This window comes from Allorhodopirellula heiligendammensis (genome assembly GCF_007860105.1).
Taxonomy (GTDB): domain Bacteria; phylum Planctomycetota; class Planctomycetia; order Pirellulales; family Pirellulaceae; genus Rhodopirellula; species Rhodopirellula heiligendammensis.
In genome coordinates this window covers 928527-945719 of record NZ_SJPU01000001.1, presented here as the reverse complement: position 1 = coordinate 945719, position 17193 = coordinate 928527, and the positions used below count along the sequence as shown (strand labels likewise).

The following is a 17193-nucleotide window of genomic DNA, read 5'->3' as shown; positions in this document are numbered from 1 at the left end:
ACCGGAGTCCACTCATTTGGTCATCACTGTTCTCTGTCCCCATTGCGGACGCCCTAACACTGTCCGAGATCGAGTCCGAAACGGCACTCAACGAGAAACCTGCCGACACTGCAACAAGAATTTCGGCGTCCAGTTTCGAAACGGCGAACTGTACGACATCACCCGGTAGCTCATCGCTCGTCACCATATCCCTCCTTCACCCCAACGGATTCACCACATGTCCCAAATCAAAAGTCTGCTGCTGTTGTCTTGCCTTTCTCTCTTCGTTGGCTGCGGCGGCAATCGAGTGACCAAAGACAACTACGCCGAAGTCAAAACCGGGATGACAATCAATGAAGTCGAGTCGATTCTCGGAACTGGCACCGAGCAGGCCAGTAGCGATGCCAGTTTCGGTGGCATTTCCATCGATATGAAGAGCATGGTCTGGCAAGGCGAGGACAAGATCATTTCGATCACCTTTTCGCATGACAAGGTGCAATCGAAATCGCAAATTGGCCTGTGAATCTTCCGGCAGGCATCTCGCCTGCTCCTGTCCCGCAAGTTGACTGACCGACCAACCCTACTCCCCTTGGAGACTCACGTTTGCGAAAGATCGCCAAACTCATCTCGCTATTCTACGGCTGCCAAATGCTGCTCGCAAGTCTCGGCATGGCGTTGTACTGCTACCTCGATCCCAACGCTTTCGGAAGTCTCGGCAAGGAATTCGGCATCAACTTGCGGCTGTTCCTCTTGACCGCCGGCTTGGTCCCCCTGCCCGGCCTCGGATTGCTTATGATATGGCTCGGTATGCCCAGCCGAAGCCGCATGCGAACCTGGCGTGTCGCCAGAACAACGATCAAACAGATCCTTGAGAACTAGAGTGTACAAATTTACGTCCTTTTGTTTATGGAGATCCAGTGGAAATTTCTGAACGCACGATTCTCTACGGAATTGATCCCGGTTCAAGTAAATCGTGGGCGAGCTATCGCACTACCTGCCAGAAATCGTCCGCGACTTTTGATAGACCAACGTATACCGAAACACCGATCGTGTCTCTTGACGCATTCATTTCAAAAATTGCGTGCGACGCAAAAGACAGCGCGGTGCTACTCGCGATTGATGCTCCGATCTGCATGCCGCAATCCTTTACGCGTCCGGGTGCTTCGTTGAAGGGATCTTACTGGCCATTTGACCTGAACCCTTTTTCGACACGCCCTTGTGAGAAGGCGTTGGGCAGCAAACCATCTGTCCTCGATTCAAAACTGAAATTCCCCAAACTCGCTGAGATCATTGGCAGACTCTGCGGATGGAAAGGGGAGCACCGAAACCAGTCAAACCGTTCGTTAACGAAAATACACCCAGGCCTTTCCGTGTTGGGATATCAAGGCGCGCCGCATGGTCCTGTTGTTCAGCTGTTTCGAGGTCGACTTGCCGAGAGAGCCGCTTCCGAAGGTATTTGTCTGTCCTATTCGCCTAAGGCGGCGACCAATCCGGTCTCGCGTTGCATCTACGTTCTCGAGAGCCATCCAGCTGTCACAATGGCGGTTTGGATTGCTCAGAAACGCCTCGGTGCGATCGACACGCTCCAAAAGTACAAAGGCGATTCTTCCGCAGCAACAAAAATTGGATTTCAAGCGGCTTGCAACGGAGTCGTGGATCTGCTGAGCAAAGAGATTGCGACATTAGATTCACCAGTGTCTTCGGATGATGAATTGGATGCGCTGGTGGGTCTCGCAAATCTTGTTGATTTGATTCGCGGCAAATGTGATTGGTGGGGCACGGAAGACATGGGATATTTTCTGATTCCCAGAATCACGGACAGCCTTTGCTGTCCGACTGTACGCGAAGCCTGGGACAATGCCAACAAATGCGTCAACGAGCTAGAGGTAAACAAGCATGGTTGAAGGAAGTAGATTCACTCTCGGTCTAGACCTTGACGGTTGCATCACTGAAGCACCGGAGTTCTTCTCGGCTTGGACACATTCATGGCCGGGGAAGGTGATTGTGATTACTTATCGACGCGATCGGGCGAAGGCGATTGCGGACTTGAATGAGCGCAACATTCGCTACGACGAAGTGGTGCTGGTTGATCGGATGGATGCGAAGGCGGAGGTGATCGCCGAGCATGGCGTCACGCTTTACGTTGACGATCAACCTGAAATGCTCAAGAACGTGCCTGCGGGCGTGAACGTGATGCTGTTCCGCAACGAAGGCAATTTTGATTTCGCTGACCAACGCTGGATGCTCAGCCAAGAAACCGGCAAGCTTGTTTGCTAGAGAGACAGACCCTTGGAAAGACAATTAAATCAAGTCGCTGAGTTTCATCGTAAAATCGGCGTAACTGTTCACGGTTTTAAAACTGATATTCGCGGATTCGGCGATGTCGGTTAGAATTCTACGCCATGAGCACTGGGAACGGATGTCCGGAATGTGAACGCTGGGAGCAACGCTTCAATGAGTTGGAGCGGAAGTTCGACGCTATCGTCAAACAACTCAGCGAAACGACGGCAAAGCTCGACGAGGTGAGCGCTAAGCTAGCCGCGGCGACCAAGAATTCATCCAATAGTTCCAAGCCTCCTTCCTCGGACATTGTGAAGCCGATCCGACCGCGAAAGCCTAGCGGCAAACGTAAAAAGGGCGGCCAGAAGGGCCATCAGAGGACGGTGCGGCCAACGGTCCCCGAAGACGAACTGCAATGGCTGACGCAGTATTCGTACGAGCAATGCCCATGTTGCGGTGGCCCCGTTACGACGGACACAGACAACCCTGTCTCGCGTCTCCAGCAGATTGAGATTGTCAGCCGCACCGAAACAACCGAGCATCAATCGCTTGCCAGCCACTGTGCCGCCTGTGACAAGACCGTTGTTTGCACCATCCCACCGGAGGTTCGCAAAGCTGGACTGTGCGGCGTCGAGCTTTCCAGCATCATTGGCTTTCTCAAAGGGACTTGCCATGCCTCGCTTTCGACGATCCGCAAATACCTCCTCGACGTCTACGAGCTGAAACTCTCTCGCGGCCAGTTGGCGAAGATTATCAACAAGATCAGCCAAGCGATCGCACCGATCTACGAAGACCTCTTGGGAAGCTTGAGGGCTCAGCGGATCCTCAACATCGACGAGACAGGACATCGCGACAGTGGCAAACGCATGTGGACGTGGTGCTTTCGCGGCACAGGCTTCACCGTTTTCAAAATCGATGCCTCGCGCGGCAGCGGTGTGTTGCTCGACGTGCTCGGTGAAGAGTTTAACGGAATCATCGGCTGCGATTACTTCAGTGCGTATCACAAGTATCGCGGACTGACTGATTGCAGCATCCAGTTTTGCTTTGCCCACCTAATTCGTGAATTGCGTTTCCTTCAAGAGCACTCGACTGGGCGGACGCATGGTTGGTCGAGTCGATTGCTCGACGCGATTCGCGAAATGTTCGGTGTGATTCATCGACGCGAAGCATTGGGGAGACGTTTCGATGGCGAATTGGAAGACGCGGCGATGGAGGTCCTGACGCGAGCAAGATTCCGCGTTCCCGATGACAAGAAAGCACGCAACCTTTCGAAGCGTTTTGCCAATGATGGCGCGAGCTACTTGAAGTTCCTGACGACACCCGGCCTGGAGCCGACAAACAACATCGCCGAACAAGCGATTCGTTTTGTGGTGATTGACCGCAAGGTGACCCAGGGCAGTAAGAGCGAAGGCGGGCAACGATGGCTCGAACGGATATGGACGGTATTGGCAACCTGCTCGGATCAAAACAAATCACTGTTGGATGTTCTGCGGACATCGCTTGAGCATTTCTTTCGCGGCCAGCGACCGCCGCCGCTGCTACCAATCGGCTAGAATCGAACCTAACTCAAGCAGTTTGGCTCGACGTACGCGCTAAACCGTGAACAGTTACGAGCAAAGAGAGTCGAGAATTTACTGAACGGGAAATGCAAGGTCGGCGTCCGAAGACTACTGTTTGTTCGTCTACTCTTGAGCTAGGAATTGACATTGGGAATGTTGCCGCAGTTGGGCAGGTGGATCCGCCTTGGTCTGTGAGTTCACTCGTCCAGCGACTTGGCCGGAGTGGACGTGGTGAGGGTGAACCGCAGTGTATGCGTCTCTATATCACTGAATCGCCGATCACGGCGAAGTCGACGCTTATCGATAAGCTGCATCTTGATTTGCTACGTGCGGCGGCTGTGACTGAGTTGATGTTGGAACGACCGACTTGGGTGGAGCCACCATCGATTGCAAGATTTGATTTGAGCACATTCACACATCAGATCCTCAGCGTGCTTGCTCAGACTGGCGGAGCAGAAGCATCAATCGTTTATGCCACTCTCTGCACCGATGGTGCGTTCCGAAGCATTTCAACTGGCCAGTTCACGAAAGTCCTGCGATGCTTGGCTGCCAAGGAGCTCATAGAGCAAATGCCGCAAGGCGACCTCATTCTCGCCCCAAAAGGCGAGCAAATGGTAAGGCACTATTCGTTTTACAGTGCGTTTGCCAGCGGCATTGACTACAGCGTGATGCATCGGAGCGTCCCCATTGGAATGCTGCCGGCTGATTCGCTGCCGAAAGTCGACGAGCATTTCATTCTGGGTGGCCGTCGCTGGCAAGTCGTGATCATTGACGACCAGCGGCGTGAGATCATTGTAAAGCGAGCAAAGGGCAGGAAGCCGCCGAGATTCTTCGGAAGCGGTGGCGAAATACATCAGCGCATCCGCCAGAAGATGAAGGAGATCGTCTGCAGCGACCGAGAGCTGCAGTACCTTGATGAGGCTGCTTCCGAGCTTTTAGCTCAATCGCGGGCGACAGCGATTGCAGCTCGACTTCACGAGACGAGTTTTGTTTCGCTATCGCCGACTCGCTGCCTTTGGTTGACCTGGACCGGAACCCGCATCCAACGGACACTTTGCCTGTTGGCGGAACGCGCAGGGCTACCGTGCACAGATCGTGACGTTGCCATCGAATTTGATTCAACAGGGGTAGCTGAATCCAAGAAGAAGCTTGCTTCGATTGCATCTTCAAAAATCGATCCAGTTGCATTGGCGAATCTCTTGCCATCCAAACAATTCCGCAAACTTGACGAACTTCTGTCAGACGAATTACTCGCCGAATCGCTCGCGGTTGACTTTCTGGACGTCACGTCTGCAATGGAAATTGTCAGGTTTCATACGCGTGCATGACGGAGTGAATGTCGTCAGGTTGGTGCATTTCCTGTACGATCAACTTTTGATCCCAACGGAGAATACGAAACGATGCCGAGCGAATCGGATGAACGCCCGTCCCAGCAAAGCCCACCGCCGTCTTGCGATCCCGCGTGTCCGGTCTGCGGTGGGCGATTGATCGACATTCGCGCCAAGTTGCAGTGCGAGGTGTGCCACCGAATTTGCGAGACCTGCTGCGAAGGTGGTCGCGGCTAGCGATGATGCGTTGTCAACGACGACTGGACGATTCGCTCATGCAGTGATGTTGGCCAGCGTCGCCACTGAGACGACAATTGTTCGCTGCTCATCCCCGCGTCGTGGAAGGTTGCCGTCCGCTGGCAATGAACTCTGCCGACAGCGTTGACCGCATTCGTCGATTCTGGCTCAAAACAACATTGCCTGCTGGTCGGTCGCGACGGACGATTCCGGTGATTCCTCATTTTTCAGCTCGAGTACGTGTGCTTCAATCTCACCGACAAAGGGGAACCATCTCGGCATCAGGTTCTCGCTAGCAGATAACTGCCAGGCGTCAGCTTGTTGGATTCGCTGTAGCAGCGAACGGAGCTTCGCGCGGTAGCGGCGTTCCTGCATGATCGCCTCCTCTTCATCCACCGGCTGAACATATTCGATCACCAATTCGAATGGACAGCCGCACTGCAGTTCACGTCGGCGACTGGCGACGTCTGTCGATCTCCCGACCTTTACGAACTTTGCGCCGAAGCATTCACACGTGATGAAGTAAATCCCCGAATTTTCCAAACCGACGCCTCCGAGTTCTCGACATGATCCAGGCCCATTCTAGTTGCGGATTGGTTTCGGGTGTGAATCGCGAGTGATTCTCTTGCCGCGTGAAGTCGCCTCGATCTCGAGCTGGATGGCTTTAGTGTGACAAAGTCTCGAAAATCTTGGCGACAAGTGCACAGATCCATTTTCAAGCAGTTGGAGGTCGCCTTCTATCCTCCGGTGGCTGACTTCGGATTTTGCTCCGGCCGATGAAACCAGAGCGTCTTTAGTTGGGCCGGTTCGGCGCATCGGTGTACAGGTTCCGAAGACACCGAAGCGGATTTGGGCCAATCGAAGATCGCCTCGGTCGATGCAACCTCGGTCAATCGCGTTTTGCGAAAGCCTGCGTCGGTGTCCAACGGGGTTTCGCATTGGCCCCGGCCGCCCAGTGCAACAATTTGGCGGTTATCAGAATTTGGGTAATTTGCACTTCGATGGATATAGGCTCATTGGCACGCTGCTTCACGAAACCGACCCGCTCAGCAAAAGACGATAGAATATGAGTCACATTCAATTCCTGTGCCAACCAATCATCGATGTGAATAGTGAATTCCAATAAAGACCCGAGGTTCAACTTCCCTCTTCCCAGGACATTGCGATCGATCGAAGAACTCGACAATGTCTTGATGTTATCGAGTCTAAAAGAAGTTGCGAAGTCACTTGGAGTTTCATGCTATCGACTATCAAAATGGAAGTTGCATTCCAAGGAATTGCAAAGTGGTCGGCCTTACCATTTTGGCAAGTGCGTATTTGAGCTTCTGACGGCAAAGATCATCTCAACGGACAATTTGAAGAGCATGCCGTCAGACGGAAAGCACTCCAAAGCACAGGAAGCGGTAGCTGTCTTTATTGCAGCGCGTGCGTTCGACGCAGGAGCGACTGCCGAAGTGCTTGGTCCGGCTCTTTCCGATCCATCGCTTACCGCCGTGCTCAAAGAGGGCGACCCACAACGAATAGCAACAGCCATACGTATGTCAGCTCCGCAGGGTGGCTATCGCTTTCAGCCGCTACGAAACAACGAATCTGCGGTTATTGCCGTCGCTAGCCCTAAGACTGCAGCGTTGTTCTCCGACCGAGTCTGGTGTATGGACATGTCGGTTCCGCTAGATGTCGGATTTCGCTGCGGGACCTTGGAAGAGAGGCTTGCCTTGGGGCTTATGGATGGCATGTTCGACGTACTGTTAGATCAACTCCCCGATGAAGAACAAGACGCGAAGGAATGGGAGATCCTCGAGAAAATGGCGAGTCTTGATGTCGAATCAAAACTCGCGACAATCTACGAATCGATGCTACAAAGCCCCCTCGCAAAAGCCTCTGGAAGGAATTTGCAGCCATTTGTCGGCTCTGGTAGCGCTTACTCGCATGTGCTGTCGCCGGGCGACTTTCAAGTCGTTTCGGCATCGATCGAATCGATGGAATTGATCGATGAAGAGAAGCTTTCCTGGGAACAAGTAATGGAAGTCCGCCGCGACTCCAAGGCTAGACGTTCGCTTCGGCGTTTTCTTAATTGGCTCGACTTAGAGTATTCTGGTAAACCTGCAGATGCGGTGAAAGATGCGATTTGCTTGCGATTTGAAGACTACAACGAAGCGTTAAAGAAGCATGGGCTTACAACGAAGACAGGGGTTCTCTCGTCCGCGTACGACGCTAGTCTGTTCTTGTCATTGTTCGCCCTATTGGCAGAAGGTGACCCTTCGGACCTAACAAAGCTTGTAGCAGGATCGATACTTGGAATCCATGCTCTGGAGGTTGTCATGAAGGTGTTGTGCGTTCACAGCGCGGCATTTAACCTTCACCCAACGGAGCCGATCGCATACCTTCACATGCTATCACGATTGCCTGAAACAAAGATGCAGGAATGAGTCAGCGACGAAGCTACACGCGGCGCTACCAACTTCTCCGAACTCATTGGGCCGATGCGACTGTGGGACGAATTGAGGCGATCCCTTTTTGTTGAGCCCGAGCGACTATTAGACCCTTGAGGTTCTTGTTGCGGCCATAAATGCTGCGGCGTTCTGGGCATCATAAACTATTCGTTGGGTGCGATCCGCGTAGTGCGCCCTTGATTGGGCTGAATTGGTATTCATGAAAAGAGGCTTCCTCCCGCAAAATGTTGGTTACTAAGCTAACACCGCAGGAAAGGAAGCCTCATGGATGTCAAAGTTAACGCCGGAAGCCTCTCCCGAGCAATCGCAGATTGCGAAATTGCGTCTCAGATCAACGAATTGACTGACTCGTTTGGCCAGCAGGCTACCGCGCTGATCGAACGCTTCGCCAATGACCCGCCGACGCCTCAGAAGACCAACGATTTGGAGAACAATCTTCATGAACAACTTCGCGAACTTGGGAGACGATTGATCGAGTGGATCTTTTTGCACTTGGAGCCCAAACTCGAGGACATGCCCGGGACCGTGTCGCATCGTGAGCAATCCCATCGTCGACTGCCCGACAAGACACTTCGCTCGGATCTCCTCACACGGTTCGGCAAGATCTCGCTGCGGCGCGGGCGCTACCGACGCGGCCGCTCCGGCCGGACGATCTTTCCGTTGGAGATCTTGCTTGGGATCGAAGACGGGTTCACGCCAGCGGCAGCGACTCGCATCGGCAAACAGTTCGCCGCTTGCGGAAGTTCTCAGGGCCGGACGCTCGAGATGATCGCCGATCAGATGGGTGCCAAGATAGGCACCGAGAAACTGCGTAAGCTCGTCGGAACGCTCGCCGGCGGCATGGAACCATTTCGCCAGGAGGCGCAGGTCAGCAAGCTGATGGCGTTGATCGACACGGCCCGCAAAAACAAGCAAACGCCCGTGTTGTCGGTCAGTCGTGACGGCGTGGCACTCGGGCTGGCACCCTGGAGCTTCTTTGAGATGGCGAGTGTCGCTTGCATCAGCGTGCTCGCTGGCGGCAACAAGCTTGGCACGGTCTACCTGGGCTGTGTTCCCGAAACCAACCAAGTCACGCTTTCCAATCAGCTTTCTGATCTTTTGAGGGCGACGATTCGTTGCTGCGGCGATTGTGTTCCCGATATCGTGTATGTCAGTGACGCCGGGAAAATCGAAACTGCCTACTGGAGAAACACGCTGAGCAAGTTCTTCGTCAACGGCAGGCGGATCAAGATCACTCGAGTGGTGGATTACTACCATGCCGCCGAGCGTTTGACGACGATCGCCGACGCGTTGAAGTTTGGCAAGGACAAGGTGAAGCGGAAGGAGTGGTTGGAGCATGCGAGATGGCTGCTTCTGCAGCGTGGTGGCCATGGGCGGCTGCTTCGCAGCATTGCGACCATGCGAGAGCTTCACGGTTACAAAGCGTCGGCCCGCGACGATGCGGAAAAAGCGGAGCGGTACCTTCGCCGTTATCATCGCTTCATGGACTACGCTGGCATGAAGTCGCGTGGCTATCCAATCGGCAGCGGTGTGGTGGAGTCGGCTTGCAAGCAGATCGTCAGTGAACGAATGAAGTTGTCTGGCATGCGTTGGAAGAAGGGAGGCGGGCAGCGAACAATGACGCTCCGCTGTCTGTTGCTGAGCGGAATCTGGGACACGGTCTATGAGAAATGGCTCGCCACAAAACCAACCGTCAGCGACCTTATCAACATGAAAGCCGCGTAATGTACGACTCAGTCAGCGCATCGAGCGGATCGCACCCTATTCGTTGTGTGGACCTGCGCAAAGCAACACCGATGCGAGATTACTCCACAGGCAACTCCGCGAAGTTGGACAAACCGGCGTCACTTTCAAGGTCTCTGATCTGCTGTCGGTGGCGGAGACCGACGTGACTTTCGGCGGATGTTTCCGTGCTCCGGTGGGTACGTTGACTTCTCGAACCGTTGCTTCGGGTGTGGCGATGCTCAGGCTGCTTGAGCAATACGAGCACCAAGAAGCATCGCCTGAAACGCTGTCAGACGAGGAACGTGGGTGACGCCAATCGAACGACGGAGGACTTTCCCGTTCCGAAAACCAACGCGAAATCGCTGTCAGCTTGGAAAGCTGAGCGAATTTGTCAGGGGGCTCGTCGTTCCTCCGAATTGGGAGTGCTTCAATAATACCATCGACGTCACAGGTTGTTTACGTATGGTGATGTGGTCCGCTAAAATGCGGAACTAGCCCACCGAGAGACTCCAACGGTATTGTTCATCGCAGGCAACGTGGTCGCTGAGCGGTCCATAGAGGACGCGATTGACTTCCGTCTTGGTCAGGTTCAGCTTTGTGGCGAGTTGCTTGGCACCAAGTCCTGGTTGAGCGGACAAAAGGGCGATAATCTCAGCCTCTGTTCCGTCAAATTGATCAAGCGAGACTAAACCGACATCCGAATTCTCGCTTGTAGTTTCGAGCGATTCATCATCATCGAGATCAGTGAACGTCAATACAGTCTGTCTACTTTGGGTTACCGAATTGGGTGGGGATATTGTTGGCGGGGCGACCTCCACGGGCTCAGTCACAACGAGGAATTCGTCATCCGCGTCCGAGTCTTCGGTCAAAACAGCTTGTTCTTGCGTGGTATCAAACGCTAACAATGCAGGTGATTCGTCAGCACCAGGGTCATCCCACGATCGGCGGATTTCAGCAGCACGGCGAATGAGCCTTTGCGTCAATTCTTCGTCGTACGTCTCCGCAGTGTCGGCTTGGTCATCAGCAACGGGATGGATATCTAACTCGAGAAATCTTGCGAACAAACGCTGCATGGCGGAGTCGGGATCACGAAAAAACTCGGTGCCACGAATACGATGAAACTTCCAGCCGAGCCGTTCTAAAATGGCTTGGCGATTCATGTCATCCGCCATCTTTTCGGGACCGTGATAGCGATCACCGTCACACTCGACGGCCAGCTTGCGACTCCCATCTTGTACAACCATGTCGATGCGGTAGCGTCCTACTTTCCATTGTGGCGTGACCTTGAATCGAGCGGCGACCAACCGCTTGATGACGGCTTCTTCAAAAGGTGACTCTGATCTCGCTTCGGCTTTTTCCAGTTCTCGCGTGACGGCCTTTGGGTCTCGAGCATGGTCAATCAGTCGCTTTCGCAGATCGCCCGCTTTCAAATCGGTTTGCGGGTTGAGCGAATGCACCACCCACATCTGATTCTTGGCACGGCTGGCTGCCACGTTGTAGCGTTGTTGGAAGGTAGCGGCAGCTTTCATGGTGAGTGGTCCACCATTGGGTACGTCGATCATTGAGAGGAACATGACATCTCGCTCATCACCTTGAAACTGAGCCGAGTTTCCGCAGATGACGCGGCGGGCCTCGTAAACCTCCGGACTGAGTCTCCGGCGAAGTTGCTGTTCAATTTCCAATGCTTGTTGTTTGCCAACAAGCTCGATCACACCAAACGTCATTCCGTCATATTCAGCAAACTCGGTCGCCGCGACGATCAGCGACACAATTGCGTCCGCCTCCGCTGAGTTGACATGCTTGCGAAGCGATACCGACTCCACACGGTATTCGACGACCTGCTGTTGAAACTTCGCGTCGTCACGAAGAGGTTTGATTTCACCGTTGTAGGACAGGTAATTGCTGAACTGGATAATGTCGGTTGTGCAGCGAAAGTGTTCCAACAAGCAGATCAAGCCGCCAAACGATTGCCGGGCAAGATCGTAGATCGACATCTTCCCATCATACAGCACACTGTTGGGAATGCCGTCGAGGTGCAATTTAATGAGGTTGTCGACTTGGCCTGCGTTTTGCCCGACATCCGATGGACTCACCTGTTCGTGGTCACCAACGACGACAACTTGTTTCGCAAGGGCAATGGCGAGCAAGCCCATCACATCACATTGGCTCGCCTCGTCGATAATGACGACATCGAACTTCGTTTTGGCGAAGTCAAAGTTGTCGACTAGTCGCGAGATGGGCATGATCCAAACAGGAACTGCGGCCCGACAATTGCGCATCTTTAGCCTGGCCTCGGTTTGCAATCGTGCGACTCGTTTTCCGTACCCTTTTCCGATTCTGCGAACGATATCCAGCCAACCGACAAGATCTTGTTGATAGGCGCCCGCCTGTTTGACCTGGGTCGCCCAAGCTCGGCGTTCGATGAGTTCGACGGTGGCGCGATCAATTTGCGCCGAGGTGGTCTCGATCTGCTGTTGTAACTGTTCGATGTCTGTGTCGTTGCGACGCTGGATTTCGTCATCGAGTTGACGCCAACGCCACGCTTTGCCTGGATCGCCAGGTGGAGTTGACTTTCCATGAACCCCATCGCGATCGCAAATGGCCGCGGCCCATGCACCCGCAACGGAAACCCCATCACCGGAAACTTGATCGAGCTTCCCGAGCAGTCGACGCCTTACGATCGCATTGTGTTGGCGTGTTCTGGCAACCTGGATAGCTTGATAAGCTATCTCGTAGGCAGCGATGTCTTTACTCGCGATCGCTGCTCGGAGCGTGCCAATCTCCGGTCGACCAAACTTTTGCAGTTCAGACGAGAGCGTTTTTAGGCGATTGTGTTGATATGTCGACGTCAGCGCCGCGTTGGTCGATCGTAGAAAGGGAACGAGTTGACCCTGGACGGTGCCGACAATTCGTTTGAGCGTTCCGAACGATCCGGCAGTGGGGGGAGCATTCGCCAGGAATGCGTCCCAGTCGAAGCCTAATCCCGAGAGTCCCTCCAGACTTACTCCCCATGAAGACTGCCAGCGAGCAAGAGCCGTTTCGATTCCTGTCTCGAACTGCTCACAATACTCTTCGGGACGGTCGCCGAGTTCGGCAAACGCGAGCGAGCCATTCCGGTGCATCAAACCGTCCCACAATACTGCCAGCGACTCGCGAGAGTCCTGCAATCGCAATCGTTTGCTGATCGCAAGAAAGTGGATGGATTCGGTCGGTTGGCCCGATCTCACTTTCCACTTCGCGATCATGTCGTTCCAACTTCTGTTAGTCAAACCAGCCCAAAACCCAATCTTGCCGCTCACGCTCGTGTGCTGCACAAGCTGCTGAGCGATCGCCAACTGAGTACCGACCGGAGTCTCGTCGTCGATCGTAGGATCGTGCTGAAGCATGTCGAGCTTGGATTCGGCGGCAAACTGCACGGTCTCGGCGATCTTTGACTGCAGCAATCGCCAAGCTTGTCGTTCGGAGCCACCTTCACGCCCCGCTTCCAAAGCAGCGATTTGCCAAAGCTCCAAAGCCATGAAATCCGCAACACACGTTTCAAACTGGTCAGCAAGCTGAGCTGACTGCTGAATGTGATTGGTTGTGAAACGGGTTGATCCCCAATACCGACGACCAGCGAGATGCAATTGTTGTTGCTCCGCGTTTCTCATTGAAACGACGCACGTTGAAAACGCTTGCGGCGTCAGAATACTCGCTAGTTCGGGGAACGGCTCTTCGACAAACTGTTCGTCGTGAATCGCCGTCGTGGAGTTCGTCGCGTACAGTTCGCTGACTTCTTGAACTGACAACGGCATTGGCACCCCCGCTGCAACGGGTCCCGGTATCCAGTCATGCTCACCAACGCCCCAATGAACTTCACGGGCGGCGTTTGATGGTGAAATCGAATCTCCAGCGAACACAATTTCTCGATACTCGTTTGTTCTGGCGAGGAAGAGAGTGTCGACTAATCGTTGTCGAGCCGCAAGAAATCGCTCTCGTTGCTGCGCAAACTCTTCTGATTCCCGCTGTAGCGTGCGCACGTCAGATTCGGACAGACGTGAGCTAATCACAGCGACGGACTCCTCCAGTTGTCGCCGGCTGGTGTTGTCGTTGTCCAGTACGCTGACGCATAATGGTTGCAGGTCGGGCACCACATGGTCCCGGAGAACTCGCAACGCCTTCGTTGTGTGACTGGTCACGAGAACGCTTTTCCCATGAGCGAGCAAATGCCCGATCAAGTTCGCGATCGTGTGACTCTTGCCGGTGCCCGGTGGACCTTGAACTAGCACCGCACCATGTTGATTTAACCTTTGCGCGATCTTCAGCTGCTCGGCGTTTGATTTTTTTCCAAAAAGTACTGTCTGCTCGCTGCGGACTCGTGCCGATCTATCTTCGTGTTCTGCTTCGCTGAGATCCTCATCGATCCTCGCCATAGACTTGTCGCCGACAATCCGGTTGAGTGCTTCGCAAAAGTGATCTCTTTGCGAAAGGCGGGTGATGGTCTGTTCGATCGCACTGGTCAGTCCTATGCTACGCGATCGCAGAAACAAGACAGGTGACCTTCCGATCACAGGTTGCTCGTGTATCACCGCGGGCCGACGTTTCTCGACTAGTTCGCCCTTCGACGACAATGTCATCGCGAGCCGCTTCAGATATGCCGAAGCCTCTTCATCAAGCGGGTGGAGCACGGAATCGGCCAATTCCTCACGACACTTCCCAAGCTTGCGAGGATCAACTTCCGAGATCGTTTGAAAGAGAGATGAGTACAGTTCCAATTCATGATCTGCGTCGAGGATCGTGAATTCGGGAATCTTGGGATCGAATAGCAACTGGACTCGTTGGATCAAAAGCGGATGATAGATACCGACGTCACGCCGAAGCAGATCATCCATTGGTTCCGACAGATCTGCGATGCTGTCCAAGCCGTGCATCGCGCCGGCCTGGTCCACGGCGACCTTACACCGGGCAACGTCCTTGTCGATGCGGACAATCGAATCACGATCACCGACTTTGGTTTTTCACAAGCAACCATCGAAACAACAGCGTCCGCAATCGACAAGCCTCGACTACTGGGTGGAACACCGGGCTTCGCGGCTCCAGAGCAAATCGACCCAGCGTTCGGTTCAATCGGCCCTAAGACCGACATCTATGCGATCGGCGGTCTCCTTCACTGGCTCATCTTCCGAAGGCCACCAAATCACGGCACAAGTCTCGAAGAATCGCTAGCGTCAACGCTCTCGAGCTACGATTCGGAAGTCCTGCCAAGTGAAGCAATTTCCGACGCACTTCGCAACATTCTCGCTGCCACGCTCCGCAAATCGCCAGCAGACCGAACCGCTACCGTCGCAGACATCCTGACGATGCTTGGTCCATCAAGATGAACTCGGGACCAGGATCCTGCCCTGGTAATGGATCGAAAACGACGAAGCGAACTCGCCGACCGGATGGCCGCCTACGAGCGTCAGCACTTTGCAAGTCTACTGCGTCCCTCAGACTGAGCCCATTCTGCATTGATAATTGGTCGGATCAAACCATGTCTTTCAGAGCCTTGAGGGGCAGCACTTTGACCACATTTCGAGCAGGCTTGGCCTGGAAAACCGTTTCCTCTTTGGTGAACGGGTTAATTCCCTTGCGGGCTTTTGTCGCTGGTTTGCGGATCACTTTCACTTTCAACAGGCTAGGGAGATTGAAAACACCTGGGCCTCGTTTTCCAAGGTTCTTCCCCATTAACGTCGAAAGCTCATCGAACACACTCACGATCTCTTTCTTGGTCAGCCCCGTGCCCTCCGCCAAAGCCGTGACGATCTCAGCCTTGGTCATCGCCTTCGCTGGCGCCGCAGTCGTCTTCTTCGTCGCTGTCTTTTTCTTTGCCATGTTCATTTCTTTCGAGGTAATATTTAAGATAATCGCAGAAAACTATGTCTCGGCCTGATGAATGTCAAGTGACACCGCCTGCAAAGCTTGCCGCAGGTTTCAATTCTCCGGGTCATGCACCCAGTGTCGAAAACTTCGGTCATTGTCTACGAGCCACGGCGGAGAATCGGCGAACAGGAGATGGGCTATGGCTTACTGAATTGCCTGACTTCAGGTAGCCAAGATTTCGCTACCTTTTCCCATGCATATTCCCCGCAATCATATGGTTGAAGAGCGAGAAGCATTCCCAACGGCGTCAACCCACCATGGGCGATTTTGTAACCGGAAGAAATCCGTTCCCAAGACAGCCCTGCGACAAAGCCTTCAACAGGAACCAGGAGCCAGATCAAGCCGACGAGCGGCAGTTCATTTGGTCGTTGCGCCCCGATCCATCAAATCGCTAGGCGGGAAATCACGAGTATGACCACTGAGCCAGTGAACACCCCAATCCACTGCTCATGGCTTGACTGCACGAGTGGCAATGAACGTGTCGAGAAATGCGGACAGAGGGTCGTTGTCGGGTTTACCAAACCGATCTTCATATAGTCCCGTCAGCAGCAGACCTGCTCGCAACTGCCCTCCGATCTGATCTTCCAGAGTGTGACCGAACTCAAGCGGTTTTCCGGCACGTATCGTCGCCCGTATGTGTTCTTCATCGACGTGGTCCAAATCTGAATACGGAAGAGCGTATCTGACTTCCAGATTGCCGTTCTCTTTGCGTTCATCATCAAATATGAATCGCATTGCGTTGGTGAAGCCAGCCATCAGAACGCCACCACTGCGGAGTACACGATGGCATTCTTGCCAGACTGGAATCACCTTCGGCACAAACGTGTTAGAGCAGGGATGAAAGATGAAGTCGAACGACTCGTCAGAAAACATTGACAAGTCGGCCATATCGCCTTCGACAAACTTCATTTCGAGTCCGTCTCGGTCTGCTACGAATCTGTCTTGGTCCAACTGCTTCGGGGAGTTGTCGAACACGGTCACTTTCGCACCAGCTGCGGCAAGGATCGGAGCCTGCTGACCACCGGCTGAAGCGAGACAAAGAGTGTCCGATCCATTGAGCGGTGGGAACCAATCGGCAGGGACCGGTTTGGTGGGAGTCAGCACGATGGTGAAATCGCCAGTTCTCGCTCTTTCGACAGTCTCTCGATCCACCGGCTTGGTCCAACGATCCGCTTGATTGACTAGCTGATCCCACGCACCTTGATTGTGCTTGCAAACATCTGTTTCGTTCATGGGTCATCTCGCTGCGAGATCCGTTGTCGAAACATCCGACTACTTCGAAAGCTTCTTCTTGGCCGTGGTTAACCCTTTGGAGATTGTGTCCGCTGACTCCGTTGCGTCCATGCCAGCTAGCACCATGAATGCTTCGCTGAGCACTCGTTTTGTTTCCGCAACCGAGATAGCGGTCTTGTCAGTGTCCACTCGGCGTGACACTTCGTTGTAAAAATCAGTCAGTTTCATCGAATCAATCCAATCAAATCTTGGAGAAGTTTGCCAGTCGAACTGGCGTGAGAATATCGAAGTTATTGCCAAACGAACTGCTGCCGCCAACCCATGGGCAACCTCGCAATGGTGAACTTCACACTCAGTGTAGCGAGTCATGCGAACCGGTGGCGGCCGTGCCGCACTTGCTCACGATTCGTCGCTGTCGCCTGCCTCAAGGTACACCCAATCTGTCGGTGTTGCTCCGAGTTCCGCTGTGCTGTTTCTGGGAACTGGTGAACAACGCCC

The 17193-nt window shown here is 53.8% G+C and carries 13 protein-coding genes and 1 pseudogene; 9 read left to right on the top strand and 5 right to left on the bottom strand.

Going from position 1 to position 17193, the window contains the following annotated elements:
- Positions 1-217 precede the first annotated feature (217 nt).
- From bamE to Poly21_RS03595, 6 genes and pseudogenes are all read left to right on the top strand, one after another.
- Positions 218-502, top strand: a complete 285-nt coding sequence (gene bamE, locus Poly21_RS03620; RefSeq protein WP_146405625.1) for an outer membrane protein assembly factor BamE domain-containing protein — start codon at positions 218-220, stop codon at positions 500-502.
- An 80-nt stretch (positions 503-582) separates the two neighbouring features.
- The gene (locus Poly21_RS03615) at positions 583-858 is read left to right on the top strand and encodes a hypothetical protein (protein ID WP_146405624.1); all 276 of its coding nucleotides are present in this window, start codon (positions 583-585) and stop codon (positions 856-858) included.
- A gap of 491 nt (positions 859-1349) precedes the next feature.
- Positions 1350-1883 carry a hypothetical protein gene (locus Poly21_RS26985; RefSeq protein ID WP_302117414.1) on the top strand — a complete coding sequence of 178 codons (534 nt, stop codon included), beginning with the start codon at positions 1350-1352 and terminating at the stop codon, positions 1881-1883.
- Positions 1876-2256 (top strand): hypothetical protein, encoded by a 381-nt coding sequence (locus Poly21_RS03605; protein WP_302117412.1) that lies wholly within the window; start codon positions 1876-1878, stop codon positions 2254-2256. The genes Poly21_RS26985 and Poly21_RS03605 overlap by 8 nt, the downstream gene beginning before the upstream one ends.
- A 125-nt stretch (positions 2257-2381) precedes the next feature.
- Positions 2382-3812, top strand: coding sequence for an IS66 family transposase (gene tnpC / locus Poly21_RS03600; protein ID WP_146405621.1), 1431 nt, complete (start codon positions 2382-2384; stop codon positions 3810-3812).
- Positions 3813-3883: 71 nt separating this feature from the next.
- Positions 3884-5146 (top strand): annotated as a pseudogene (locus Poly21_RS03595) (helicase-related protein); the annotation flags it as partial.
- Between the two features lie 405 nt (positions 5147-5551).
- Here Poly21_RS03595 and Poly21_RS03590 read toward each other — a convergent pair.
- Positions 5552-5800, bottom strand: a complete 249-nt coding sequence (locus Poly21_RS03590) for a hypothetical protein (RefSeq protein ID WP_146409734.1) — start codon at positions 5798-5800, stop codon at positions 5552-5554.
- A gap of 743 nt (positions 5801-6543) precedes the next feature.
- Here Poly21_RS03590 and Poly21_RS03585 point away from each other — a divergent pair.
- Positions 6544-7812, top strand: coding sequence for a hypothetical protein (locus tag Poly21_RS03585; protein WP_302117410.1), 1269 nt, complete (start codon positions 6544-6546; stop codon positions 7810-7812).
- Between the two features lie 288 nt (positions 7813-8100).
- The gene (locus Poly21_RS03580; RefSeq protein ID WP_146405617.1) at positions 8101-9561 is read left to right on the top strand and encodes a hypothetical protein; all 1461 of its coding nucleotides are present in this window, start codon (positions 8101-8103) and stop codon (positions 9559-9561) included.
- Between the two features lie 491 nt (positions 9562-10052).
- Here the strand turns inward: Poly21_RS03580 and Poly21_RS03575 are convergent, their stop codons facing one another.
- Entirely contained in the window at positions 10053-14432 is a 4380-nt protein-coding gene (locus Poly21_RS03575) for a PDDEXK-like endonuclease domain-containing protein (protein ID WP_302117408.1), read from the bottom strand.
- On the opposite strand from Poly21_RS03575, the gene Poly21_RS03570 reads away from it, so the two are divergent.
- The gene (locus Poly21_RS03570; RefSeq protein ID WP_146405615.1) at positions 14394-14921 is read left to right on the top strand and encodes a protein kinase domain-containing protein; all 528 of its coding nucleotides are present in this window, start codon (positions 14394-14396) and stop codon (positions 14919-14921) included. The genes Poly21_RS03575 and Poly21_RS03570 overlap by 39 nt on opposite strands.
- Positions 14922-15066: 145 nt before the next feature.
- Here Poly21_RS03570 and Poly21_RS03565 read toward each other — a convergent pair whose 3' ends face one another.
- The 3 genes from Poly21_RS03565 to Poly21_RS03555 form a co-directional block, all read right to left on the bottom strand.
- Positions 15067-15414, bottom strand: coding sequence for an HU family DNA-binding protein (locus tag Poly21_RS03565; protein ID WP_146405614.1), 348 nt, complete (start codon positions 15412-15414; stop codon positions 15067-15069).
- Positions 15415-15909: 495 nt separating this feature from the next.
- Positions 15910-16695, bottom strand: coding sequence for a class I SAM-dependent methyltransferase (locus tag Poly21_RS03560; RefSeq protein WP_146405613.1), 786 nt, complete (start codon positions 16693-16695; stop codon positions 15910-15912).
- Between the two features lie 39 nt (positions 16696-16734).
- On the bottom strand, positions 16735-16923 hold the full coding sequence (locus Poly21_RS03555; protein WP_146405612.1) for a hypothetical protein: 189 nt from the start codon (positions 16921-16923) through the stop codon (positions 16735-16737).
- Positions 16924-17193 lie beyond the last annotated feature (270 nt).